26 protein-coding genes are annotated in these 24,466 nt (G+C 67.7%); 12 read left to right on the top strand and 14 right to left on the bottom strand.

What is annotated here, in order from left to right; genetic code table 11:
* Nucleotides 1-13: 13 nt before the first annotated feature.
* Nucleotides 14-871 carry an SMP-30/gluconolactonase/LRE family protein gene (locus tag B7R21_RS02760; protein ID WP_172592022.1) on the top strand — a complete coding sequence of 286 codons (858 nt, stop codon included), beginning with the start codon at nucleotides 14-16 and terminating at the stop codon, nucleotides 869-871.
* Nucleotides 872-914: 43 nt separating this feature from the next.
* Here B7R21_RS02760 and B7R21_RS02765 read toward each other — a convergent pair whose 3' ends face one another.
* The 6 genes from B7R21_RS02765 to B7R21_RS02790 are packed head-to-tail and all read right to left on the bottom strand — an operon-like array spanning nucleotide 915 to nucleotide 6,624.
* Nucleotides 915-1,802 (bottom strand): hypothetical protein, encoded by an 888-nt coding sequence (locus tag B7R21_RS02765; RefSeq protein WP_147305783.1) that lies wholly within the window; start codon nucleotides 1,800-1,802, stop codon nucleotides 915-917.
* 43 nt (nucleotides 1,803-1,845) lie between these two features.
* The gene (locus tag B7R21_RS02770) at nucleotides 1,846-2,592 is read right to left on the bottom strand and encodes an alpha/beta fold hydrolase (protein WP_116281712.1); all 747 of its coding nucleotides are present in this window, start codon (nucleotides 2,590-2,592) and stop codon (nucleotides 1,846-1,848) included.
* A gap of 23 nt (nucleotides 2,593-2,615) precedes the next feature.
* Complete coding sequence (locus B7R21_RS02775; protein ID WP_116281713.1) at nucleotides 2,616-3,635, bottom strand: ABC transporter substrate-binding protein; 1,020 nt, start codon at nucleotides 3,633-3,635, stop codon at nucleotides 2,616-2,618.
* A 21-nt stretch (nucleotides 3,636-3,656) separates the two neighbouring features.
* Nucleotides 3,657-4,547: an ABC transporter ATP-binding protein gene (locus tag B7R21_RS02780; RefSeq protein WP_253259602.1), complete on the bottom strand. Its 891-nt coding sequence runs from the start codon at nucleotides 4,545-4,547 to the stop codon at nucleotides 3,657-3,659.
* Nucleotides 4,544-5,617 carry a FecCD family ABC transporter permease gene (locus B7R21_RS02785; protein WP_216364089.1) on the bottom strand — a complete coding sequence of 358 codons (1,074 nt, stop codon included), beginning with the start codon at nucleotides 5,615-5,617 and terminating at the stop codon, nucleotides 4,544-4,546. The genes B7R21_RS02780 and B7R21_RS02785 overlap by 4 nt, the downstream gene beginning before the upstream one ends.
* Nucleotides 5,614-6,624, bottom strand: a complete 1,011-nt coding sequence (locus B7R21_RS02790) for a FecCD family ABC transporter permease (protein ID WP_116281714.1) — start codon at nucleotides 6,622-6,624, stop codon at nucleotides 5,614-5,616. Before B7R21_RS02790 ends, B7R21_RS02785 begins: the two co-directional genes overlap by 4 nt.
* A 36-nt stretch (nucleotides 6,625-6,660) precedes the next feature.
* Between B7R21_RS02790 and B7R21_RS02795 the strand changes: the two genes are divergently transcribed.
* The 5 genes from B7R21_RS02795 to B7R21_RS02815 all read left to right on the top strand — a co-directional run bounded on the left by B7R21_RS02795 (nucleotide 6,661) and on the right by B7R21_RS02815 (nucleotide 10,521).
* A complete protein-coding gene (locus tag B7R21_RS02795; RefSeq protein ID WP_116281715.1) occupies nucleotides 6,661-7,515 on the top strand; it encodes a siderophore-interacting protein in 855 nt (284 codons plus the stop codon).
* Nucleotides 7,516-7,571: 56 nt separating this feature from the next.
* Nucleotides 7,572-8,483 (top strand): alpha/beta hydrolase fold domain-containing protein, encoded by a 912-nt coding sequence (locus tag B7R21_RS02800; RefSeq protein ID WP_116281716.1) that lies wholly within the window; start codon nucleotides 7,572-7,574, stop codon nucleotides 8,481-8,483.
* Between the two features lie 54 nt (nucleotides 8,484-8,537).
* Nucleotides 8,538-9,437, top strand: a complete 900-nt coding sequence (locus B7R21_RS02805) for a DUF808 domain-containing protein (protein ID WP_116281717.1) — start codon at nucleotides 8,538-8,540, stop codon at nucleotides 9,435-9,437.
* A gap of 103 nt (nucleotides 9,438-9,540) precedes the next feature.
* Nucleotides 9,541-10,026, top strand: a complete 486-nt coding sequence (locus B7R21_RS02810) for a nucleotidyltransferase family protein (protein ID WP_116281718.1) — start codon at nucleotides 9,541-9,543, stop codon at nucleotides 10,024-10,026.
* 168 nt (nucleotides 10,027-10,194) lie between these two features.
* The gene (locus B7R21_RS02815) at nucleotides 10,195-10,521 is read left to right on the top strand and encodes an antibiotic biosynthesis monooxygenase family protein (RefSeq protein WP_116281719.1); all 327 of its coding nucleotides are present in this window, start codon (nucleotides 10,195-10,197) and stop codon (nucleotides 10,519-10,521) included.
* A 65-nt stretch (nucleotides 10,522-10,586) separates the two neighbouring features.
* On the opposite strand, the gene B7R21_RS02820 is transcribed toward B7R21_RS02815, so the two are convergent.
* Entirely contained in the window at nucleotides 10,587-11,702 is a 1,116-nt protein-coding gene (locus B7R21_RS02820) for a hypothetical protein (RefSeq protein WP_116281720.1), read from the bottom strand.
* Nucleotides 11,703-11,801: 99 nt separating this feature from the next.
* Here B7R21_RS02820 and B7R21_RS02825 point away from each other — a divergent pair, with 99 nt between their 5' ends.
* A complete protein-coding gene (locus B7R21_RS02825) occupies nucleotides 11,802-12,392 on the top strand; it encodes a TetR/AcrR family transcriptional regulator (protein ID WP_172592023.1) in 591 nt (196 codons plus the stop codon).
* 52 nt (nucleotides 12,393-12,444) lie between these two features.
* On the opposite strand, the gene B7R21_RS02830 is transcribed toward B7R21_RS02825, so the two are convergent.
* Both B7R21_RS02830 and B7R21_RS02835 read right to left on the bottom strand, forming a co-directional pair.
* Complete coding sequence (locus B7R21_RS02830) at nucleotides 12,445-13,461, bottom strand: PDDEXK nuclease domain-containing protein (protein ID WP_116281722.1); 1,017 nt, start codon at nucleotides 13,459-13,461, stop codon at nucleotides 12,445-12,447.
* A 68-nt stretch (nucleotides 13,462-13,529) separates the two neighbouring features.
* A complete protein-coding gene (locus B7R21_RS02835) occupies nucleotides 13,530-15,029 on the bottom strand; it encodes a SulP family inorganic anion transporter (protein WP_116281723.1) in 1,500 nt (499 codons plus the stop codon).
* A gap of 146 nt (nucleotides 15,030-15,175) precedes the next feature.
* On the opposite strand from B7R21_RS02835, the gene B7R21_RS02840 reads away from it, so the two are divergent.
* The 4 genes from B7R21_RS02840 (at nucleotide 15,176) to B7R21_RS02850 (ending at nucleotide 17,633) form a co-directional block, all read left to right on the top strand.
* The gene (locus B7R21_RS02840) at nucleotides 15,176-15,580 is read left to right on the top strand and encodes a MerR family transcriptional regulator (protein WP_253259603.1); all 405 of its coding nucleotides are present in this window, start codon (nucleotides 15,176-15,178) and stop codon (nucleotides 15,578-15,580) included.
* A gap of 63 nt (nucleotides 15,581-15,643) precedes the next feature.
* Nucleotides 15,644-15,919, top strand: coding sequence for a hypothetical protein (locus B7R21_RS19655; RefSeq protein ID WP_147305784.1), 276 nt, complete (start codon nucleotides 15,644-15,646; stop codon nucleotides 15,917-15,919).
* Between the two features lie 9 nt (nucleotides 15,920-15,928).
* A complete protein-coding gene (locus B7R21_RS02845; protein ID WP_116281725.1) occupies nucleotides 15,929-16,333 on the top strand; it encodes a DoxX family protein in 405 nt (134 codons plus the stop codon).
* A 10-nt stretch (nucleotides 16,334-16,343) separates the two neighbouring features.
* Complete coding sequence (locus B7R21_RS02850) at nucleotides 16,344-17,633, top strand: ATP-binding protein (protein WP_116281726.1); 1,290 nt, start codon at nucleotides 16,344-16,346, stop codon at nucleotides 17,631-17,633.
* A 74-nt stretch (nucleotides 17,634-17,707) separates the two neighbouring features.
* Here B7R21_RS02850 and B7R21_RS02855 read toward each other — a convergent pair whose 3' ends face one another.
* The 3 genes from B7R21_RS02855 to B7R21_RS02865 form a co-directional block, all read right to left on the bottom strand.
* Nucleotides 17,708-18,901 carry a thiolase family protein gene (locus tag B7R21_RS02855; protein ID WP_116281727.1) on the bottom strand — a complete coding sequence of 398 codons (1,194 nt, stop codon included), beginning with the start codon at nucleotides 18,899-18,901 and terminating at the stop codon, nucleotides 17,708-17,710.
* 146 nt (nucleotides 18,902-19,047) lie between these two features.
* Complete coding sequence (locus tag B7R21_RS02860; protein ID WP_253259604.1) at nucleotides 19,048-20,517, bottom strand: MFS transporter; 1,470 nt, start codon at nucleotides 20,515-20,517, stop codon at nucleotides 19,048-19,050.
* 137 nt (nucleotides 20,518-20,654) lie between these two features.
* Nucleotides 20,655-21,062 (bottom strand): nuclear transport factor 2 family protein, encoded by a 408-nt coding sequence (locus B7R21_RS02865; protein ID WP_216364091.1) that lies wholly within the window; start codon nucleotides 21,060-21,062, stop codon nucleotides 20,655-20,657.
* Nucleotides 21,063-21,781: 719 nt separating this feature from the next.
* Here B7R21_RS02865 and B7R21_RS20845 point away from each other — a divergent pair.
* Entirely contained in the window at nucleotides 21,782-22,183 is a 402-nt protein-coding gene (locus B7R21_RS20845) for a GreA/GreB family elongation factor (protein WP_301182544.1), read from the top strand.
* Between the two features lie 354 nt (nucleotides 22,184-22,537).
* Here the strand turns inward: B7R21_RS20845 and B7R21_RS02875 are convergent, their stop codons facing one another.
* Nucleotides 22,538-23,239: an ABC transporter ATP-binding protein gene (locus B7R21_RS02875; RefSeq protein ID WP_116281730.1), complete on the bottom strand. Its 702-nt coding sequence runs from the start codon at nucleotides 23,237-23,239 to the stop codon at nucleotides 22,538-22,540.
* A complete protein-coding gene (locus B7R21_RS02880; RefSeq protein WP_116281731.1) occupies nucleotides 23,236-24,306 on the bottom strand; it encodes an FtsX-like permease family protein in 1,071 nt (356 codons plus the stop codon). The genes B7R21_RS02875 and B7R21_RS02880 overlap by 4 nt, the downstream gene beginning before the upstream one ends.
* Nucleotides 24,307-24,466 lie beyond the last annotated feature (160 nt).

A 24,466-nucleotide genomic window follows, 5' to 3' on the forward strand; every position in this document is an offset into this window, starting at 1 on the left:
AGACACTGGTCACATGGCGATGGCTGACCAACTCACAGACCCCGTGACACACCACGGAGAAGGCGCCGTCTGGAGCGACCTGTGGGGCGAACTCAAGTGGGTCGACATGCTCGCCGGGACCGTGCTGTCGCTTCATCCGGAGACCGGAGCGGTCAGCCGGATGCCCGTGGGATCCCCCATCGCAGCGGCCGTGCGGCCCCGGCGAAACGGCGGCATGCTCGTCGTGACCGAACGCGAGTTCACGCTCTGGCGGGGCGACACACAGGAGTTCGCGACCCCGCCGCTCTGGCGGGATGACCTGCGCCGCTTCAACGAGGGCGGCTGCGATCCCTCCGGACGGATGCTCTGCGGCACCCTCGCGTACGCCGGAGACGTCGGCGGCGGCGAGATGTTCCGCCTGAACACCGACGGGAGCACCGAGCGCCTCTGGGGCGACGTGACGACATCGAACGGGCTCGGTTTCACGGCCTCGGGCGATCGGATGTACTACATCGACTCAGAGACCCGGCGCATCGACGTGTTCGATGTCGGCGAGGACTCCACACTCTCCGACCGTCGCCCCTTCGCCCCGATCGAGGAGGGCCGGGGGTTCCCCGACGGGCTCTGGGTAGACGAACTCGACGGCGTCTGGGTCGCCCTCTACGGTGGTGGCGCCGTGCACCACTACGACAGCCGCGGCATCCTCGCCGACGTGATCGAACTGCCCGTCTCGAAGGTGACGTCATGCTGTCTCGGCGGGCCCGACCGCAACACCCTGTTCATCACGACGTCACGGGAGCACCTCGCAGCAGACGAGGAGCCCGCCGCGGGCTCGCTCTTCACAGCGCAGGCGGGTGTGCGCGGCGTGGAGGCGCGCCCCTTCGCGGGCTGAGCGCCGAACGCGCGAATCTATGGCGCCCGGCCGAACGGCAGGGTCAGCCGTTCTCGAGGCGGAGCTGTACAGCCGGCGACACGGGGGTGGAACCCGCAGCAGGCGTGCCCCACTGGGAGACCACCGTGACCGGGGCTGTTCCGGAGCCGAACACGAAATCGAAGTCGAAACTGCCGCCTGCCGTGGACGTGGTGTGCAGAACCGAGTACCCGAAGTACGGTGCGGCGAGAGACCAGCCCGAGGGAAGCCCGATCGTCCCTCCCGCGGGCAGTTCCTTCGAGACCAGGATGGAGGCCTCGGTTCCGATTGCATAGCAGTTCGCCGGAACCGTCAGCCGCAGGGTCGAGGTGCCGCCGAACGCCGCGGGGTTCGTGGTCCAGTCGAGTGCCGGGAAGCCCCGCGGCCCCACGACGATCGTCGACGAGACGGAGCCGGACGCGCCGCTCTCGGTCCACGTCGCCACGACGGTCCAGTTGCCCGACAGCTCACCCCAATCCACGTTGAAACCCTTGGAACCCGCGGTGACCCCGGGTGGAGCAACGACGGTGATGGTGCGACTCGAACCAGCCCCGGTGACGGTCCAGCCGGCGGGCGGAAGCACGGCCCGCGCCGGTGAGTAGGCGTAGCTCTCCAGCACGGTGAGCGTGAGCGTTCCTGTCCCTCTGATGACGGGGCCCCCCGCCGCTGGCGGTTGGAGCGTGAGCATCAGCAACGACGACTCGTTCTGCACACCGGGTGGATCGATCCAGGCGAGTGTCGCCGTCACAGGGCCTGGGCTGGCCACCGCGAGAGGCGCTCCGACGGCAAGTGCGACGACGGGGGCCGACCAGGCAGCGCCAAGCACGGTGCGGCGCGCCACGCGGGGCCGGACGCGGCGCACCTGCGAGGCAGGGGGCGCGTCAGCAGAGTCTGGAGTGTCGGGAACAGTCATCACAGCCCAGTGTCCTGAACGGTACATACGCCGACAAGAGCCTCTAGCGGACGTGTCCGCTAGAGGCCACGGGTGAGCCGAGGAAGTCGCGCACGACGAACGTCACGAAGTCGAGCCGCTCCTCGATGATGCCGTGCGTGGAGCCCGGCACGATGCAGAGCTCCGCGCCCGGGATCGATGCGGCGATCAGCGCGCTGTGGTCGACGCGGATGGTGTCGCGGTCGCCCGAGATGACGAGGGTCGGCGCGGTCACAACCGAAAGCGCCGAGGGCGGGATGTGCGGCTCGGTCACCCAGAGCCAGCGGAGCTTGCCGATGACAGTGCGCGCATGGCCGGGTCCGTCGGGCGACAGGGCGTCGTAGTCGTCGCGTTCCGCGCCCTGCCAGTCCGGAGGCTCCTCCTCGGGGTCGACCTCCGCGACCGTTCCGATGAAGCCTCCGGGGTCGAGGTTGCCGCTGATCGCCGTGAGCGAGAGCACGCGGGACGGATGCCCGAGGGCCAGCATCAGCGCGATGTTGGCGCCGTCGCTGAACCCGACGACATGTGCAGCACCGACGCCCGACGCATCGAGGAAGGCGAGAGCATCCAGAACCATCTCGTCGTAGCTGTACGGCCCCGGCCGATCCGGCGTGCGACCGTGGCCGGGGCGCTCGTACATGTGCACCTCGAAGTCGGCGGAGAGTGCCACAGCGAGCGGACGCAACGGTTCGAGCGAGGCGAAACCCCCGTGCAGCAGGAGCAGCGGCTCGCCCGAACCGAGCATTTCGCTGTACAGGGGCGAAGAGCCCATCAGCGGTTCGGAGTGCAGCAGGGTCAGAGCTTCTTCGTGTCGCGGATGATCGTCGCGAGCTCCGTCATGTGCTTCGCCTGCGAGGCGTAGTCGAGCGCGGCCTGGTTCCAGGGGTGGATCTGGCCGGCGACGAGTGCCGGGTCGCTGGCGAACGTGGCCTGGGCGAGCAGGTCGTCCTTCTGGAAGCCCTCGACATTGACGAGCAGCACGTCGCCATTCATCACCTGGCCCGCGTTCTCCCAGCTGTAGATGTCCCAGTAGTAGTAGCCGTCGGGGTTCTTGTTGGTGAACGTCACACCGAGGCTCGCGTAGAGCTCGGTCTCGGGCTCGTCGGCGGTCTTGGTCACGTAGATGCCGTCGGCGTCGGCGTACATCTGGGTGATCTCGATCGGGTTCTCCGCGGCGGCGGCGGTGAGGTCGGCGGCTGCGGCGTCGTACTTCGTCTTCGCAGCGGCGACCGTGTCGGCGCTGGCCCCGAGCGACTCCGACAGCCGGTTTATGCTGTTGATCACGTCGATGCCCTTGCCGCCCACCGTGATGGCGACGACCGGGGCGATCTTCTCGAGCTGGGTCTGCTGCTCGGTGTCGGCGAGGCCGTAGAGCGGGCCGGTGAGGTCGAGCGTTCCCTCGCGGTCGGTGGGGTATATCCCGGTGACGATGAGGTCGGGCGCGGTCTCAGCCAGCTTCTCGAGGTCGATCTCTCCGTAGCTGTTGCCGACGATCGCGGTCTTCGAGAGGTCGTAGTCGGCGAAGCGCTCGTCGCTGGCAACATCGACACGGCCGAAGATGGCGACGGGGTCGATGCCGTAGCTCATGAGGCCGAGGGCATAGTCGGCGTAGCTCGCCACGTTCTGCGGCTGGTGGTCGAGGGTGACCGTCTTGCCGGTTTCGTCGGTGTAGGTCCACTCGCCCGAGGCGGCGGCACCGGAGCTGCCGGAACCGGCGTCGGCGGTCTGGGCGGAGGCGCAGCCGGAGAGGGCCGCGAGGGCGATGACAGGGGCGAGGATGAGCGCCGATCGACGCAGAGCACGAGAGAGATTCACGGGATTTAGGTTAGCCTATCCTTAGGCAGAAGGCGAGTCGGGATCGGGATCAACCGGCACGATGAGGGGCGATCCACTGCTCGGATCGGGGATCACCAGGGCCTCGAGCGCGAACGCCTCGCGGAGGATCCCGGGCGTCAGCACCTCCCACGGCGTACCGTCGGCGATGATCCGCCCACCGCCCACCACGACCAGCCGGTCGGAGTAGCGCCCCGCCAGAGTGAGGTCGTGCAGCACCATCACGACGGTCGCGCCGCGCTGCCGGTTGATCGTGCGCACAAGCCGCAGCACGTCGAGCTGGTGGGTCAGGTCGAGGAACGTCGTCGGTTCGTCGAGCAGGATGGTCGGGGCCTCCTGCGCGAGGATGAGGGCGATCCACGCCCGCTGCAGCTGACCCCCTGACAGCGATCCGGCGTCGCGGTCGCCGAGCTCGGTGAGGCCGGTGGAGGCGAGCGCGGCATCCACGACGACCGAGTCGTTCGGGGTCCACGGCCGCAGCAGGCTCTGGTGGGGGTGTCGCCCGCGCGAGACGAGATCGCGCACGGTCGTCGCCGAGGGGGTGAGCGGCTTCTGCGGCAGGATCGCGAGCAGGCGCGCGACCTCCCGCGTGCCCATCGCCTTCACCGGGCGGCCGTTCAGCTCGACAGAGCCCACGCTCGGCGCAAGCAGCCGCCCGAAGGCCTTCAGCAGGGTCGACTTGCCACTTCCGTTCGCCCCGATGAGCGTTGTCACCTGGCCCTCGGCGATCGACAGGTCGAGCCCTTCGAAGATCACCGTGCGTTCGTAGGCGAGCGTGACGCCCTTCGCCTCGAGCGCCAGCGGATGCGGATGCGAGTGCTCGTGCTGGTGCGGATGGCGTTTCGTCGTGTCGCCGGACTTCGTCGTACTTCGGGCACCGGATGCCTGGTTCACGCGTTGCTCTCCTTCGAATTGCGGCGCGTCAGCAGCCAGATCAGGTAGGGCGCCCCCACGATCGCCGTGATGATGCCCACCGGGATCTCTCCCGGCAGCACCCCGCGCGCCAGGGCGTCGCCGCCGGCCACGATGATCGCGCCGACCAGCCCTGACGCGAGAAGCGGCGGCCGCCCTGTCTTCGAGAGCCGCCGGGCGATCTGCGGCGCGACGAAGGCGACGAACTCGATCGGCCCGCTCGCGGAGACCGCGGCAGCCGTCAGCAGCACTGCACAGACGATCACGATCAGGCGGTGACGCTGGATGGCCACCCCCAGACCGGTCGACACGTCGTCGCCGAGCTGGCTGATGTCGAGGTTCGTCGACTGCACCAGCGCGACCGGTGTGACGATGACCAGCATGACGAGCACAGGCCAGACACTCGCCCACGAGATGCCTGACAGGCTGCCGACGAGCCACTGGGCCGCGGTCGCGGCCTCGGTGATCTGGGCTCTGGCGATGAGGTAGCTCGTGATGCCGGTGAGGGTCGCCGTGGCGCCGATGCCGATCAGGATGAGCCGGTAGCTGTCGACGCCGCCCCGCCAGGAGAGCCCGTAGACGATCGCCGCCGTGACGAGAGCGCCGATCGTGGCGATGGCCGGCAGCCCGATGGTGAGCAGGCCCGCCGCCACGGAGTAGGTGCCACCCGCGAGCACGATCGCCGAGACGGCGCCGAGGCTGGCTCCGGATGTCACGCCGATGATGTCCGGCGTGGCGAGGGGGTTCCGGGCGAACGTCTGGGTGAGGGCGCCAGCGAGCCCGAGCGCGGCCCCCACGAGCAGTCCGCCGACCACGCGCGGCAGGCGGAGATCGATCACGATGAGGTTCTGTGCGCGGGTTCCGGCTCCGAACAGGGTCTGCAGGACATCCGGAACCGTGAGCGACGACGAGCCGGCGAGGATGCCGAGAACGCCCACCGCCAGGGCTGCGGCGAGCAGGATGATCGTGGCGGCCACCACGCGGCCTCGCCAGTGCCGGCCGAAGAACCGGTGTCCGTCACGCGATGCGGTGCGTTCGAGCTGCCTGGTCACAGGGTCGCCATCTTTCCGCGGCGCACGATCGAGATGAACACGATGCCGCCCATCACCGTGAGAACGACGCCGACCGAGACCTCTGCGTTGCCGCCGATCATCCGTCCGAGCACGTCGGCGGCCAGGAGCACACAGGCCCCGACGAGGCCGGAGGCGGGGAGGAGCCAGTGGTGGTCGCCCCCCACCAGGCGGCGGGCGATGTGCGGAGCGGTCAGGCCGACGAATCCGATCGGGCCCGAGATCGCGACCGCGGCGGCGGTGAGCAGGGTGATCGCGGCGAGCCCCACGATGCGCGCGCGCAGCAGGCTCTCGCCGAGTCCGCTGGCGAGCTCGGTGCCGAGGGCGAGGGTGTTGAGCGAACGGATGTTGGCTGCCGCGAACACCGTGCCGGCGGCCGCGAACAGCAGTGCGGCATCCACACCCGAAAGGGAGCGACCCGAGAGGGAGCCGACGACCCAGATGCGGTAGGCCGAGAGCGTGGTCTCGTCGCTCAGCACGAGGAACGAGGTGAGCGCGACGAGCAGCGCAGACACGGCGGTGCCGGCGATCGCCAGCGGAACCGGGCTCGACAGGCCCCGGCCCATCGCGGCGACACCGAAGACGACGACGCTGGCCACCGTCGCGCCGGCGAGCGCCAGCCAGAGGGTCGTCAGCACCGAGCTGGTTCCGAGCACGTAGACACCGATGACCACGGCGAAGCTCGCCCCGGCCGAGACGCCGAAGAGGCCCGGATCGGCGAGCGGGTTGCGGGTCTGGCCCTGCATGACGGCGCCGGCGACTCCGAGGCAGAAACCCACCAGCAGGCCGAGCACCGTACGCGGCACACGTGATCCCCAGACCACGGAGCCGACATCCCGGGACGGATCGAACAGGCCGGTCACCACCGCGCTCGGGCCGATCAGGTTGCTGCCGAGCATCAGGCTCACGAACGAGAAGGCGATGACCGCCGCCCCGAGCGCGACGAGCACGGCGGCGCGCGGGGATCGACGGGTCAGGGTGCGGAGCATCGTATAAGCGTAGCCTTACCTAATAAGGTGGTGTGCATGGCCCGCTATCCCCGACTCATGCCGACCGACCCGCAGCTGTTCACCACGGTGATCTCGCGATCGGAGCGGATCTCGCCGTCGTTCCAGCGCGTGACGATCACGGGCGACACCCTCTCCACCTTCGAGTGGAGCGGATTCGACCACTGGTTCCGTCTGTTCCTCCCCCCGGCAGCCGGCGCGCCACTACACCTGCCCGCCGTGACCGGGCGCGGCTGGTACAAGCACTACCTCGCGATCCCCGAGGAGACCCGGCCGCACTGCAGCAACTACACCGTCTCCGATTTCCGAACGGTCGACGGGCGCACCGAGCTCGACATCGACGTCGTCATCCATCGGGATGCTACGGGCGAGGTCACGGGCGGCGTGGCCATCTGGGCGACGACCGCCACCGTCGGCTCGCCGGTCGCGTTCCTGGACCAGGGGCCGATGTTCGACCCGCCGACAGACCTCCGCGGCGTGCACCTCGTCTCCGACGAGAGCGGCCTGCCGGCCCTTCGCGGCATCCTGCGGGATCTCGACCCGCAGGTCACGGGAACGGCCATCATCGAAGTGCCGTCGGGTGACGACGTGGAGTCGCTGGCTGCGCCGTCGGGGGTCGAGGTGACGTGGGTGGTGCGGGGCGGTGCAGCGGAGCATCCGGTGGCCGAGCATCCGGTGGCCGGGCATTCCGCGCCCGGGCACGGCGCGCTCGAGGCTCTGCGTGCGAAGATCGCGCCGCATCCTCACGACTACGCCTTCGTCGTGGGCGAGTCGACGCTCGCCACCGAGGGGCGCCGCGCCCTGCACCGAGCGGGCCTGCCCAAGTCGCGCATCACGTTCTCGGGATTCTGGAAGCACTCCCCCGCGCACTGACGCTCCGCGGCTCGCTCGTGCGCCCACTTGCCCGCCCACAGGAGCAGAATGGGGCGATGGTGACCCTTCCGAGTGCACTCATGCCCCCGCTGCTCCGCGCGATGCGGGCGAACCGCATCTTCGTGTCGGCCGACGCCGCGAGGCGACGGGTGCGGGAGCGGGAGCTCCGACCGGCCCCCTACGGGCCTCCCGGGCGCCTCCGCGAGGACGTGCGGGTCGATGTCTCCCGCCCGGCAGGACTCTGGCCCGTCTACACGATCAGCCCGTTGGCTGGAGCCCCGGACGGCTCTGTGGTCTACGTGCACGGCGGCGGCTGGGTCAACGAGATCGTCCGTCAGCACTGGCAGCTGGCGGCACAGATCGCGGCCGAGGCCCAGACGACGGTCATCCTGCCGATCTACCCGCTCGCGCCCTTCGGAACGGCTGCCGACGCATCCGCGGGCGTCGTCGATCTGGTTCTGCGCGGCCGAAAGCAGTACGGCGCCACCTGCCTGGCCGGCGACTCCGCGGGCGGACAGATCGCCCTCTCTGCCGCACTCGCGCTCCGGGACGACCACGGCGTCATCCTGCCGCAGACCGTGCTCATCTCGCCCGCACTCGACCTCAGCTGGAGCAACCCGCGCATCCCTGTCGTGCAGCCGACCGATCCGTGGCTCGCGACACCGGGCGGAAAGGTGCTGGCTGAGCTCTGGCGGGGCGACCGCGACCTGCTCGACCCGGTCGTCAGCCCGCTCTTCGGCGACCTGTCCGGGCTCGGACCGATCACCCTCTACAGCGGCACGCGCGACGTGCTGAATCCGGATGCGCACCTGCTGGTCGAGAAGGCCGCCGCCGCCGGCGTCGCGCTCGACTTCCACGAAGGTGCGGGCCAGGTGCACGTCTATCCACTCCTGCCCACCCCGGCCGGCCGTGCGGCCCGCGCCGCCATCGTGCGGGCGCTGCAGCGCGGATGCGTCCGGCTACAGTGAGAGGGCCACCCTCGCCCCGGTCGCACCGCGACCCACCCCGCCAAGGAGAACTCCATGTCGGTCGGCCTCCTCGCCGTCGTCGATGACATTCTGACCGCCGCCCTGAAGGCGAGCGCGAAGACCGCCGGCGTCGTCATCGACGATGCGGCCGTCACACCGCAGTACGTGCAGGGGCTGACCCCCGCCCGTGAACTCCCGGTCGTCTGGCGCATCGCGCTCGGCAGCCTGTTCAACAAGTTCGTCATCATCATCCCGCTCGCGCTGCTGCTCTCCGCGTTCGCTCCCGGAGTGCTGCCCTTCCTCCTTCTCCTCGGAGGCACGTACCTGTGCTTCGAAGGGGCAGAGAAGGTCTCGGAGTGGTTCGGAACGCATCACGCCACCGAGAATGCGGAACCACGGGACGAGAAGAAGCTGGTGTTCGGCGCCATCCGAACCGACCTCATCCTGAGCACGGAGATCATGCTCATCGCCCTGGCGAGTCTCGATCCCGATTTCGGAATCTGGATGACGCTCGCAGCCCTGGTCGTGATCGGCCTCGGCATGACGGCGCTGGTCTACGGCGCGGTCGCGCTGCTGGTCAAGATCGACGACGTCGGGCTGCGACTCATGAAGAACCCGTCGAGGAGCGTGCGCCGCACGGGCGCTCGGATCGTCGCGTCGATGCCCGCCGTCTTCCGGGTGATCAGCGTCGTCGGAACGGTCGCCATGCTCTGGGTGGGCGGCCACCTGGTGATCGCGAACCTGGCCGAGACGTTCTGGCACGCCCCGTACGATCTCGTGCACATCGTCACCCATGCGATCGAAGCCGCCGGGCCCGTCGTCGTGTGGTTCGCCGACACCGCCCTGTCGGCCGTCTTCGGGCTGGTGCTCGGGGCGATCATCGTGGTGATCGTGGCAGGCGCACGGCGCCTGTTCAAGCGCGACAACACGGCTCGAGCCGCAAGCGGCGTCTGATCGCAGGCCCCGCTGCTTCGTGCATCCAGCCCGAGGCCGCGCGCTCACCGCGGCGGCCGATGGCTCGTGATACCCGTAGATAGCAGGTGATAGCAGGTGCTATATGGCCGACCGTGAAGCAGTGTCCCGATTGCGAGCCACGGCGCGCAGGGCGGATCAGCTGCACGCGCAGTCCCGAAAACTTCTTGTCGAGAGCGCCCGCTCCGGGGCAGCGGCAGGCCTCTCGCAGCGGCAGATCGGCGAAGCAATCGGTCGCAGCCAACCTGAAGTATCACGACTCCTTCGATTTCACGGGCATACGACGTTGGCGCAGACGCTGGTGTCGCATCGCAAACCGCTCCTCAGCCTTCTGGCGTCGGCAGGCGGCCGGAACGTCCGCGTTTTCGGGAGTCTCACTCGAGGAGAAGACGGGCCCGATTCGGACGTGGATCTGCTTGTCGACTTCGCCAAACCGGTCGGCCTGTTCGGCCTCTCTCGCCTAGAGGCAGCTGCGACCGAGATTGTCAGCGCGCCGGTCGACGTAGTTCCGAGCACCAGCCTCCGAAAGAACCTGGCCGACAGCGTGCGGGCTGAGGCGGTGCCGCTGTGAGCCGCACCGATTCAGAGGTCGTCCAGACTGCCTTCGGGCGCTTCGACCAGTGATCTGCCAGGCACGCATCGAATGGCCCCAGCCGGCCGAAGGCCGCGCACTCCCAGCAGCGGGTGCGACGATGGATCGCACGAAGACCGCGCCGCCTCGCAGAATGGATGAAACCCCGTGACCGTCATCAAGATCAACGCCATCACCGTGTCCGCCGACAGCGGCGACGAACTCGCCCACCGTTTCGCCGCGCGAGCCGGTGCCGTCGACGGCCAGGCCGGCTTCGAGGGATTCGAGCTGCTGAAGCCTCTGGATGACCGCACCACTTGGCTCGTCATCACCCGGTGGAGCGACGAGGAGTCCTTCCAGGCCTGGGTGAGCTCCCCCGCCTTCGGCCACGGCCACCGCAGCGAAGCCGAACGCTCCGGCCAGCCCGCGCCCGCCCACGTCGGCGTCAGCAGCGAGCTCTGGAGCTACGCGGTCGCCGGCGGCTCCGCCGCCTGACGCCGACGCCTGACCCTCCGCCGCCCGACCCCCCGCCGCCCAACACCGCCGCTCGAGCGGGCCGGTCAGGCCGCGTGCGCCGGGTGGGCGTGGGCAACGTGAGCTCCGTTCGCGCCTTCACCGGTGTGCCCGGCGCGAACCGACGGTTCCTCGTTGGTGAACCGGGCCCGCACACCCTCACGGAAGTGACCCGCCAGCGCCAGCACGATACCGAGCGCCGCCCACCCGGCCACCACGAGCCAGGGGAAGAGCAGGTTCGCGGCAGGGAAGTAGGAGAGGTCGCGGAGCAGCGTCGAACCTGCTCCCGGCGGGAACCACTGGCCGACAGCGCCCCACGGCTGCGGCAGGAACTCAAGCGGCTGCGTTGCCGACGAGATCGGGTTCGCAATGAGGAGGAAGAGCACCGGCCCCACCGCGATGCCCGCCCGCCCGACCAGAGACGCGACACCCACGATCGTCGCGCTCACCGCGAGCAGCGTCAGCGCGATGGCTCCGGCGTTCACGAAGAAGTTCCCCTGCAGGGCGCCGAACCAGCCCCCGAGAATCGCCTCGAGCGCAATCCCTGCCACCACTACGTAGACCGTGATCGCGACGACTCTCCGCCACGCCCCCACGATCAGGATGGAGGCAAGGATCCCGCCGAGCATCCCACCCAGCGTGAGCGGGAACGCCGCGGCGGTCAGGCCGGAGCCGCGGGGGTCGGATGCCGCGAGCGGCACGACATCGGTGACGATGACGGTCACAGCGGGGCTCGACCCGCCGCCGGCCGCTGCCGTCGCTGCCGCGACTTGCGCCTGGAGCTTCGGAGCGAGGCCGCTGAGCAGCTGGCTCACGACCGGGCTCGCTGCAGATGACGTGAGCACCTCGGGCGACGGGCCGAGCACGATCGCGCCGTAGACCTCGCGGGACTCGATCCTCGAAACCGCTGCGGCTCGGTCCTCCGCCCCGGCGAGAGCGAAGGTGCCGGGCGATGCCGCCGTCAGAGTGGCCTCCACCTGGGTCACGGCACTCTCGGGGCCGACGACCGCGAGCGGGATGTTCTTGACCGCCGAGGTGACAGACGGCCAGGAGAAGGCAAGCACGATGACGCCGACCACTACGGCGAGCGCAACCCCGATGCCGATGATGCGGCGCCAGGGCGTCGGAGAGGGAGGTGCTGTCGTGAGCGTGCTGTCGGTCATCCTGAGCCTTTCAAAAAAGAACGTTCTTTCTTTATATGATGCGACCCCCGTAGACTCGGTGTCAAGAATGAATGTTCTTTTTCAGTCGATGAGGTGATGATGCCGAAAGTTACTGCCGAGTATCGTGAAGCCCGGCGCGACGAGATCACGGCAGCGGCACTCCGCTGCTTTCTGGCGCGGGGATTCGCCGCGACATCCATGTCCGACATCATCGCGGAGTCCGGGCTCTCAGCCGGGGCGATCTACGGCCACTTCGAGGGCAAACACGACATCATGATGGCTGCTGCGCGCGAAGTCATCGGGCACCGGATAGCCGACCTCCGCGAACTGGCCGGCGAATCGGCGCCCTCCCCCGCCGAGGTGGTCACGCGCATGATGACCGGGCTGTCTGGCGATGTCGCGAAGCCGCCGCTCCTCCTTCAGGTCTGGGCGCAGGCGATGGTCGAAGACGGGGTGCGCGAACTGTTGTGGACGGTCTTCGCCGACATCAGGGAGGCCTACGACCACTACTTCATGAGGTGGGCCGTCGAACACGAGGGCCTCGATGAGGTGGCGGCACGCGAGTGGACAGCGACCCTGATGCCCGCCGCGGTCGGGCTCGCTCAGGGGTACATCGTGCAGTCGGCCGTCTTCCCCGCCTTCGACAGCGCCGCCTACATCGCGTCGGTGCGGAGCGTTCTCCAGCAGTGACCCACTGCCGCCACCCCGCCTGCGGCTTGTCACAGACAGCTCACCCCACTCGTCAGAGCACCGACGCGAGGGCGTCAGCATCCGGCAGCGCTGCCTGCTCCTCAGGGGGCAATGACTCGTAGGCGTAGGTCGCCACAGCCATGGGGGAATCCGACCGGCCGAGCGAGTACCGCACCGTGTGATCATTGCGACTGCCGCAGATCAGGATGCCGACGGTCGGCGCATGCGCCTCGCGTCGGAGCCGGTCGTCGACCAATGCGACGTAGAACCCGAGCTGTCCGGTGAATCCCGGTTCGAACCTGCCCGTCTTCAGCTCGATGACGACATACCGCAGCTGCTCGACATGGAAGAACAGGAGGTCGAGGTAGAAGTCGTCGCCACCGACATCGAAGTGCACCTGCCGGCCGACGAAGGCGAACCCCTGGCCCAGCTCACGGAGCGTCTCGACCATCCGGTCGGTGAGCGCCTTCTCGAGCTGGCGCTCCGCCACCTCGTCGCTGAGCCCGAGAAAGTCGAAGACGTACGGGTCTTTCGCGATCTCTTGCGCGAGTTCAGAATCCGGCTTCGGGAGTTTGGACTCGAAGTTGCTCGGCGCCGACCCCGACCGCTCGAACGTGCGGTTCTTGATCTGATGGAGCAGAACGTTGCGCGACCACCCATGAGCGACCGCTTCGGATGCATACCAATCCCGCGCAGATTGGACTTGGAGACGGTCGAGCAACACGGTGACGTGCCCCCAGGGCAATTGTCCAACAGGTTGTTGGACAATTGCGTTTCGCTCAGGCCACGCAGCCGCCATTCCGCGCATGTAATGAAGATTGCTTCGGGAGAGTCCCGTCATCTGCGGGAACTCAACACGAAGATCTTCGGCAAGACGCCCAATAACCCCACTTCCCCAGCCGTCACTCTCCTGACGTTCCAGAATTGTGTGGCCGATGTACCAATAGAGGTCAATCAGCACAGTGTTCACAACACGCCGGGACCTCCGTCTGGCTGCCGTGATCTGCTCGCGCAACGAGCTCAGGAGTTCGTTATAGCCAACGGGAAGAGAAATGTTTTCGGGTTTCATTTCCTCAGCATAACTGAATTATCGTCAATATATTCGAATGAGACGAGAAATCGTCAGCGTTGGGGACGTCAGGCCCCGAGGTTGCCGCTCAGCCGCCCGTGCATCCGCGCGCTCCGGTCGTCGAGGCCGCTGATGGTCACGGCCGTGCCGTGGGCGGCGAACTTCGTCTCGATCGAGTCGAGGGCGGCGACGCTCGACGCATCCCACACCTGCGCGCGGCCGAAGTCGAGGGTCGCGAGGGGCGGATCCTCGGCGTACGAGAATCGGTCGACGAGGTCGTTGCTGCTGCCGAAGAAGAGCGGCCCGTCGATGATGTAATGCACTGACATCCCATCGTCTGCGAGCTGACGCTCGACGCGGATGACGTGAGCCACCCGGCGCGCGAACAGGATCATCGCCAACACCACACCGACCACGACGCCGATCGCGAGGTTGCCGGTCGCGACCACCACAACCATGGTCACCACCATGACGAGCGTCTCGGGAACGGGCATCCGTCGAAGAGTGGAGGGCCTGACACTGTGCCAGTCGACCGTCGTGATCGCCACGATCATCATCACGGCGGCGAGCGCCACCATCGGAATACGCCCCATGACGCCGCTCAGCCCGGTGACGAGCGCCAGCAGCACGAGGCCGGCGAAGAAGGTCGAGACCCGGGTGCGCGCCCGGCCGATCTTCACGTTCACGATGGTCTGGCCGATCATGGCGCAGCCGGCGATGCCGCCGTAGAAGCCCGCGGCGATGTTCGCGACACCGAGCGCCCACGACTCGCGGCCCTTGTGCGAGGGCGTGTCGGTGAGCTCGTCGACGAGTTTCGCGGTGAGCAGGGTCTCCATGAGGCCGACGAAGGCGACGCTGAGCGCAGTCGGCCAGATGATCTGCAGCGTCTCGAGATTCAGGGGCACGAGGAATGGAGTGAGGCCGGGCAGGCCTCCGGTGAGCGGGCCCTCGTCCGCGACATCCGGAACCATCAGACCGGCCACCACCACCAGAGCCGTCACCACCACGATGGCGACCAGCGGTGCCGGCACTGCCTTCGTGAACCTCGGCAGCACCAGGATGATCGCGACCGTCAGCGCGAACAGTGGGTACACGACCCACGGCACGTCGATGAGGTGCGGCACCTGCGCCACGAAGATGAGGATGCCCAGGGCGTTCACGAACCCGATCATCACCGAACGCGGGATGAACCTCATCAGCCGGGCGAGGCCGGCCAGGCCGAAGACGATCTGCACGATGCCGGCGAGGATGACCGCGGGGAGCACGTACTGCGTTCCGTGTTCGTGCACCAACGGCGCCACGACGAGGGCGACGGATCCGGCCGCGGCCGTGATCATCGCCGGACGACCGCCGAGGAAGGTCATCGTCAGCACCAGAACGATCGACGAGACGAGACTGACCAGCGGGTCGACGCCCGCGATGACGGAGAACGAGATGACTTCCGGCACCAGGGCCAGCGTGGTCACGATGCCGGCGAGCGCCTCCCGGGTGAGGAGCCTCGGCGAGCGGAGCACGTCGCGAACGCCGATGCTCGCGGGAGGGGCGGTCACGGTGGTGGGAAGCTGCATACGTGGACTTTCGCGAGTGGGGCACCCGGAGGGGCGCCAGTGGGCAGTGAACTGCGCACCCTTGCGCGAACATCCATGTCGATGCCCCAGAATCGTCTGAGCACAACCGACACCATCAACTCTACCCTTACGTAAGGGTAGAGTTGATGCAGGAAAGAGACGTGATGACGGATGCCCCCGAGCAGATGATGCAGATCGGCGAGCTCGCGGAGAAGACGAGCATGTCGCTCCGCACGATCCGGCACTACGACGAAGTCGGCATCCTGCGGCCGAGCGGACGTTCGGAGGGCGGCTTCCGGCTGTACACCCACTCCGACTTCAGCCGGCTGATGCTGATTCGTCGCATGAAGCCGCTCGGCTTCACGCTGGAGGAGATGGCCGAGCTGCTCCGCACCATCGACCGGATGCGCACCGAGACCGATCACGACGCGCTGGTCGCCCTCCGAAGCACCCTGGCCGATTTCGTCGAGCAGACGACCGTGCGGCGAGCTCGACTCGAAGAGCAACTGGGCATGGCCGACGAGTTCCTGGAGCTGCTGCGCGCCCAGTGAGCAGAACACGGTCGCCGTGGGCCGCGAGACCCCGCAGCGGTCCATCACGGTCACAATGCGGCAATGCGGTTGCTCGAAAACGGCGTCGATCCTTCGGATCGTGAACAGCGCTGTCTGCCTATGACCTTCCATCAGGAGGCCCGCGTTGACGAGGATCAGGATGTTCACGATGCGCCCGTTTCCGTCTTCGAAAGATCCGATGTCGCCAATGCCGCTCGAAGATCCTCACAACGTGTAAAAAAATCGCCATATTTTTTACACGTTCCGATGATGTGTAAAAAGCCTTTGCATATCTTGTCGGCGGGCAGCATCAAGACAGCGGGAAACCGGCGTCGGTAGAATTGTGCGATGACACGCAGCGCATCGAGCTCCCCCGCACGCACCATCGCCCGCCTCCTGCTCGGCGGAGCCCTCGTCTTCGCCGGAACGAGTCACCTGACCTTCGCGCGCGACGACTTCCGCGCCCAGGTACCGGACTTCGTGCCACTGAAGACCGACACCACCGTGCTGGCCTCCGGTGTGGTCGAGATCGGCCTCGGCGCCGCTCTGCTGCTCACGCGGGGCAGCGCGCGGAAGGCCACCGGCAGCATCGCGGCCGCGTTCTTCACCGCCATCTTCCCGGGCAACATCGCCCAGCTCGTGCACCACCGCGACGCTTTCGGTCTCGACACCGACCGGAAGCGGGCGATCCGCCTGGTCTTCCAGCCCGTGCTCATCGCCGTTGCCCTCTGGTCGACGCGCAGCCCCCGGTGATGCGCCTCCCATGACCACGGCCCGCATCCGCGACTTCCAGCCAGACGACATCGACGGCATCCTGCACCTCTGGGAGGAGATGCGCCTGGCCCAGACCGAGCCGGTCTACAGCCTTCCCGAGGTGCTCGCCTCCTGCCAGCAGGACCACGCCGTCGTGGCCGTGATAGACGACGTTGTGATCGGTGCCGCTGTGGGCCGGGCCGCCCATGCCCAGGGCTGGATCGTCTTCCTGGCCACGGCCGCGACGCACCAACGCCTGGGTATCGGCGGCAAGCTCCTCGCTGCCCTGGAGAAACGGATGGCGCCGCTCGGCCTGTCGAAGCTGTCGGTGCTGCTGCCCGAGAACGTCGTGCAGGTCGGTGCGTTCAGCGAGCAGGGCTTCGAGACCAAGAAGAACCTCCGCTACCTCGAACGCCGCATCCCCGTGCAGCGCAACGAGCTGAGCGCGCTCAGCGAGCTGGGCGGACGGATCCTGCCGCGCGGCCTCTGGACGTCGATCGGCGGCATGGCGAAGGAGAAGGAACTGCTCGAACGCCGGCTGGTCATGCCGCTCGCGAACAGCGACCTCGCCGAACGGTTCGGCGTGCAGCCGCCGAGCGCCGTGGTGCTGTTCGGGCCTCCCGGCACCGGCAAGACGACGTTCGCCCGGGCGATCGCCTCACGCCTGGAGTGGTCGTTCGTCGAGGTGTTCCCGTCTCGCCTCGCGAGCGATCCGGCGGGCCTCGCCGGCGCTCTCCGGGAGACTTTCACGAAGATCGCCGACCTCGAGCACGCCGTCGTGTTCATCGACGAGGTCGAGGAGATCGCCGTTCAGCGCGGCGGCGAGCCGCCGTCGGCGATGCAGGGCGTGACGAACGAACTGCTGAAGATCATCCCGACCTTCCGTGACCAGCCCAACCGCCTGCTGGTGTGCGCCACGAACTTCATCCGGGCGCTCGACACGGCCTTTCTCCGTCACGGCCGGTTCGACTACGTCATCCCTATCGGCCTGCCCGATGAGGATGCCCGTGCGTCGATCTGGGCCCGCTACATCCCGCCCCAGTCGCTGGAGGGCGTCGACCTGCCGGCGCTGGTCGCCCGCACCGAGGGGTTCTCGCCCGCCGACATCGAGTACGCCGCTCGCCGGGCCTCGCAGGGAGCGCTCGAGGCGGCACTCTATCCGGAGCAGGATGGCGCGGTGCGAGCGACGGGCCCGCAGACGGCCGACTACCTGCACGCCATCGGCGAGACGCGGGCGACGGTGTCGTCGGATGTCGCCGCGGCCTTCCTCGAGGACATCGACCGCATCGCGAGGCTCTGACCCGAGCGGTCGCACCCGGCCGAGCGGTCGCACACAGCCCGCGGTGGGTCCCCGCCCCGACCGGCCGCACCCGGTCAGAGTCGCTCGATGATCGTCGCGTTCGCCATGCCGCCGCCCTCGCACATCGTCTGGAGGCCGTAGCGGCCGTGCGTCTCCTCGAGGTGGCCGAGCAGCGTTCCGAGCAGCCGGGTGCCCGACGATCCGAGCGCGTGCCCGAGGGCGATCGCCCCGCCACGCGGGTTGAGCTTCGCCGGATCGGCGTCGAACTCGTGCGACCAGGCGAGCGGCACAGAGGCGAACGCCTCATTCACCTCGTACGCGTCGAGGTTGTCGAACGAGAGGCCTGAGCGCTCGAGAATGCGCCGCGTCGCCGGGATCGGCCCGGTCAGCATGAACAGCGGATCGTCGCCGACCACCGCGAAGTCGACGAAGCGGGCGCGCGGCCGGAGCCCGAGTTCGAGCGCCTTCTCCTCGCTCATGATGAGGGTCGCCGACGCTCCGTCGGTGAGCGGAGACGAGTTGCCGGGCGTGATGTTCCAGTCCACGTCGGGGAACCGCGCGGCGAGCTGCTCCGTGCGGAACGCGGCCTGCAGTCCGGCCAGCCCCTCGACCGTCGTCGACGCCCGGATCGTCTCATCGCGCGCGAACGGCGCGGATCCGGCGGCAGCACCCGGCATCTCGACGGGCAGCAGCTCCCCTTCGAACAGCCCCGCCTCTGTCGCAGCCGCAGCGCGCCGGTGCGACTCGGCAGCGAAGGTGTCGAGCGCTGTGCGGTCGAAGCCCCACTTCGTGGCGATCAGTTCGGCCGACACGCCCTGGTTCACCAGGCCCTCCGGATAGCGGCCCCTGAACGACTCACCGAACGGAGTGCCGCCGGCAGACGACGACCCGAGCGGCACCCGGCTCATCGACTCGACCCCGCCCGCGATGACGATGTCGTACGCTCCGGCCATCACCCCCTGCGCGGCGAAGTGCACCGCCTGCTGGCTCGATCCGCACTGCCGGTCGATGGTGACGGCAGGCACCCGTTCGTCGAATCCCGCTGCGAGAACGGATGTTCGGGCCAGGTTCAGGCTCTGGTCTCCGACCTGGCTCACGCAGCCGAGCAGTACGTCGTCGACCCGCAGGGAGTCGAGCCCGCTCCGTTCGAGGAGGGAGCGCAGCACCTGCCCCATCAGGTCGGTGGGATGGATGCCCGACAGGGATCCGCCCGGCTTGCCCTTCCCGGACGCGGTTCGGACGACATCGACAATGACGGCGGTGGGCATGATGCTCCTTCGGATCAGGCAGTCGGTCCCGCTTTCAGACCTCTCCCCAACCTACCCCCGCACCAGCACCCGATCGACTTTCCCGGACGTGCAGCGGATGCCGCAGATCCCCGCGCGAACGGGAAGGTCGACGGGAGCGCGGGCGCTCACGGGCGGGGGCGGGACGGGCGGGGCGGGCGGGGCGGGCGGGGCGGGCGGATGCCCGCGCCGATCGTTGCGGGCGCCCGCAGCGCTTCCACGGTGGCGATGAGCGTCAGGATGCCCAACAGCACGAAAGCGAACGAGTAGGCGCTGAACGCGGGAGCGGCATCCGGAGCGGAAGCGGAAGCGGAAGCCGACTGCAGCACGTCACCGAAGCGCAGTGCGAGCGCCCCGACCGCCACCCCGAGCCCCGCAGCGAGCTGCTGCAGCGTCGACGTCAGCGTGTTGACCTCCGTCATCGCCCCGTCCGGCACGTCGGCGAAGGCGATCGAGTTGTAGGCCGTGAAGCCGACCGAACGCACGACGCCGCTGATCACCATCAGCGCGACGATCAGCCCGAGCGGGGTATCGCCGCCGAGCGTCGCCGTGACGAACATGCTGAGAGCAGCCCCGCCGGTCGCCGCCACGATCACAGACCGGAATCCGAACCGCCGGATCAGCCCCGTCGTCGCCGGCTTGATCGCCAGATTCCCGACGAACAGGAACAGCACGAGCGTGCCCGAGAGCACCGGCGTCAGGCCGAAGCTCTCCTGGAAGAGCAGCGGCAGCAGGAACGGCATCGCGCTGATCGTCAACCGGAACACGGATCCGCCCGCGTTCGCCACCCGGAGGCTCGGAATCCGCAATGCCCGGAGATCGAGGAGTGGATGTCGCGTGCGCAGGAGGTGGCGCGCCGCGAGGCCGGTCAGCGTGGCCCCCGCCACCGCGGCGACGGGAACGAACATCCCGCCCGCTGTTCCGTCGGCCACCGCATGACCGTCCGCCAGCGCCGAACCCGCCCCCACCAGCAGGCCGAGCCCCAGCCCGATCAGCACGAAACCGAGCCAGTCGAGGCGCTCCGAGACCTCCCGCTCGGTGCGAGGCATCAGCCGGAGTGCCGCGACGATCGCGACCGCGCCGAGCGGCACGTTGATGAGGAAGATCCAGTGCCACGACGCCACCGTGACGATGATGCCCCCGGCCAGCGGCGCGATCACGGGTGCCGCGAGGGCCGGCCAGGTGAGCAGGGCGATGGCCCGCAGCACATCCTTCCGCTCGGTCACCCCCAGCACCACGAGCCGGCCGACCGGCACCATCATCGCTCCCCCGGCCGCCTGCAGCACCCGGAAGGCGGTCAACTGCAGCAGGTCGGCGCTCAGCGCGCAGAGGATCGAGCCGAGCGTGAACACCACGATGGCGAGCACGAACACCCGGCGAGCGCCGAACCGCCGCGTGATCCAGCCGCTGATCGGCACCAGCACCGCAAGGGTGAGCAGGTAGGCCGTGATCGTCACGCCCACTGCCGCCGGGCTCACACCGAGCGAATTCCCGATGGCGGGAGCTGCCGTCGTGACGATGGTGCCGTCGAGGTTCTCCATGAAGTAGGTGCCCGCGACCAGCAGCGCGAGGTTCCTGGATGCTCGGGGCGACGTCACAGCATGTGAGTCTGTCAGTCCCCGGCGCTCAGATGGGGATGTGGGGAGGCTCCCGTGACAGCAGCGTGACACCCAGGCTGTTCGCCGAGGCACCCGGTCTCGGCGTCGGCCTCGGCCTCTCGTCCGTCGTCGCGTTCTCAGCCGGCCTGGTAGACCTTTCGGAAGGCGTCCTTTCGGGCGATCTTTCCGCCGCGGAACTCGTAGATGTCGCAGCCCCGCGTGACCTGGACCTGACCGTCGGGCCCAGTCCCGGTGAACGACCAGGTGCCGGCACCGCGGGTCCCGGCGATGATGGGCCCCTCGTCCTCGTGGCGCTCCTGCCCGGTGTCATGGGCGAGCATGATCGCGAAACCCTCCCGCACCTGCTCCGTGCCCGACCAGGTGCGCCCGGGTTCGGGACCGACGGACGCACTGTAGACGCAGTCGTCGGTGATGTGGCTCATCAGCGCCTCGAGGTCGTGGCGGGCCCACGCGTCGCTGAACGCCGCCAGCACCTCGGGCGTCATGTCACTCGTGCTGTCTGCGGTCAAGGAGGAATCAGTCATAGGTGAACTATGGCACCGGACTCGGCAGGATGTCTCGCCCGCTTCCGGACATGACCGCTAGAGGATGTTGCGACCGCACTCTGCGTCTTGTGGGGGTTTGCCGGCAGAGGTGCGCGTCTGCCGAAAGGTCGGCCATGCCCGAGTGGTAAGGATCCTCCTCCAACTCGCCCGACACCACGCGTCGCTGTCACCGGCGCCGCCTCCCCCGCCATCCCGACGCGCCCTTTCGCGTCGGCGTCATTCCCGTCGACCCGAACCTCCGCCGCAGCGGAACCTTGGTGACCTAAGTGATCGCGGAGGACATCCTGCTCGCCCGACTGCCTCGAGCCTGCGCTTCGGATCCGCTCAACTCTTTCACGAGGCAGCCCTCCGACGCCGAAAGGCGTGATCGATAATCCCGCCCGCGTCTCAGGAACCCTCCAGCTGCATAACAAGACGTCACGTCCAGCGAGACGAGTTGTTGAGACAGGCCAGTCCTGCGAGATCCAGCGCATCCCGACAGCGGCCAGGGAGACCCGCCCTGTGTCTTGAAATCCTTTAGGTTTTCGAAGCACGCTAAATCGTATTGACCCGAACCTCGCAGGGTGTTTTCGGTAGCGGGGCACGGTGGCCTTTGCCTTCCAGATCGAGTAAACCGTCCGCAGTCCCCGTAGGCTGTTCAGTTCATCTGGTGACAAAGCCACCTAACCTCGAGAGAAGGAAAAGGTATGTACGACGAAATGACGTGGATCCCGCCGTCTGCGCTTGCAACGTTAACGGAGGAATTCGCGAAACTCACGAGCCTCCCCACCCCAACCCCAACCGAAGTTGAACGGGTGCAGGAATTGCGGCAACTCCTTCGGCGTGCTGAAGCGACGATCAAGCCAGACGACGGCCTTGTCGAACCCGGGATGCGAATCACCGCTCTGTTCGCAGGCGACACCCGCTCCACCGTCTTTCTCCTCGGCGATAGGAACCTTTCCGTACTCGACCCGAATGTCACCGTCGAGGTGTACTCGCCATCATCATCGCTCGGGCACGCGATCATCGGCAGCCATGTCGGAGACACGATCAGCTACACCTCCCAGTCGGGGGCGCAGCTCACTGTCGAGATCCTCGCGGCCGCGCCCTACAACGGATAGGCCCGGTTCTTACGAGTGCCGGCTTCAGCGACGAAGCTGCGGTCGGCATTCGTTCTTTTATATATTCAACACAGAATACTGATGATTGAATTGCCCAGTTTCTCTAGCCGTTGTCCGCTGTCTTTAGTGCTTGATGATCTTTTAGGAGAACATGCTTTCGGCGGCGGCCGTGTTCGCGAACTGGGGGAGGCAGCCGCATCACATCTCGTCCGGATTCCGATCAATAGGCACGGAAATCGAGCGAGGTAGTCCCGCGTCTACGCGTCACCGAGCGATCACGGAACAAGGCCATTCACCGGTTAGCTCAGCAACACAAGGTCGCGGCAACCCATGCTGTCTACTGGATATCCACATCTAGGACGGGCTTATTGTGGCCATTTCGTCGACGAGTCGGCCGTCGACGAGGTGGACTGTTCCGTGCATCCTGGGTAGGTGGACGAGGTCGTGGGTGACGAGCAGGGTGGACGTGTTGAGCTCATCGGTTAGTCGAACGATGAGGTCGATGATGCTTGCACCGCGTTCCTGGTCGAGGGCGCTTGTGGGTTCGTCGATCAGGAGGACACTGGGGTTGTTCATCAGGGCGCGGGCGATGTTGATGCGTTGGCGTTGGCCTCCGGAGAGCTGGTGGGGTCTTTTGTCGCCCTGGCCTGCGAGGCCGACGGCGTCCAGGAGACGGTCTGCCCTGGCGGAAACGACGGTGCGGTTGCGCCTGCCGTGCGGGGCACCGAGTTCGTTCATGACGGTCAGCTGTTCGCGGGCGGTGAGGGAGGGGATCAGGTTGGCCTGCTGGAAGACGATTCCGATCTTCGTGCGGCGGAGCTCGGTTGCCTCACCGGGGCTCAGCCGGGTGGCGTCGATGTCGTCGATGAGTACCTGGCCGGAGTCGGGGCGGATGAGGGTGGCGGCGACGGCGAGGAGGCTGGATTTGCCGGACCCGCTGGGCCCGGTGATCCCTGTGACGGTTCCGGGGTGGGCGGGGAGGGAGATGTTGTCGACGGCGGTGACGCGGGCGTCGCCGTCGGGGAAGGTGAGGGTGATGTTGTTCAGGCGGATCATCGGTTGCTCCCAAGGGCTGTGAGGGGGTCGGCGGAGGTGACGGAACGAAGAGCGAACGCGGCCCCGACAAGGCCCAGGACGATCATGATCGTGCCGGGAATAATGGTCGTGATCGGGCTGAGGAGGAAGGGCAGCGCGGTGCCGGCGAGGGTACCGAACACGGTCACCAATCCCAGGCCGATACCGATTCCCAGGATCAGCACGATCAGTGCTTGTCCGAGTGCGTCGCGGATCAGCGAGCGCGTGCTGGCGCCGAGGGCTTTGAGGACAGCGACATCGCCTTTTCGTTGCATGGTCCAGACGGTGAAGAACGCGCCGATCACGAGTCCGGAGATGCCGAACAGCATGACGACCATGAGGAGTAAGGATCCGATCTCGGAACGGAACGCGCCGAGCGCCATCAGTGATCCGAGAGTGCCCTGGGACACGGTGGCGTTCGTGGTGTCTGCGGTATCCCAGTCCGGGCTGCCGGTGACGGCGAGAACGGTGGCGTAGGCGCCAGCATTGCCGGTCGAGGCGGAGTAGGCCTGCCAGTCGGTGAGGGTCATCTGCACGACGGGGGTGTGGCTGTACCAGCCGTCTCCGCCTATCGTTTCGACGGTGTAGGTGGTACCGGCGATGGTGACCTCGTCGCCGCCGGTCACGTCGAGTGCTTTCGCTGCGGGGTCGGACAGGCCGAGCAATCCGTCGCCTGTCGGCGCATCGGGGTCGAAGCCCGGTTCCACGCCGAACACGGCGATCGCTGCGCGGGTGTCGCCGGCCTCCCCGCGGGTCTGGCTGATCCCTATGGGTTTGGCGGACGTGACTCCGCTCGTGTTGGCCCAGTCTGTTGCCTGCTGCTTCGTGATGGTGGAGTCGGAGAAACTCGCGCCGCTGTCTCCGGTGGTGGGCGCAGAGAACACGACACGGTCACCGGGCAGCGCGAGCACGGCCGAAATGTTCTGGGTGGCGAGTCCACCCGTGAGGCCGCTGAGGAAACCGACGAGGATGGTGATGAGGGCGACGACGGAGCCGATCAGGATGAACCGGCCGCGGGCGAAGCGGAGATCGCGTAACGCGACGAACATGGTGTGTGCCTTTCCTGCCACCGGATGCGGCGGCCACTCCACTCTCGCGTCCCGGCGGGGCCGGGTCATCGGCCACCCGGACACCCTTTCCCGCCCGAAATGGTGAGGCCCCAATCGTCCTTTTGTACGATGACCCACACGGAGTCGCCGCGTAGAGTTC

It is taken from the genome of Subtercola boreus (assembly GCF_003399625.1).
Lineage (GTDB): Bacteria > Actinomycetota > Actinomycetes > Actinomycetales > Microbacteriaceae > Subtercola > Subtercola boreus_C.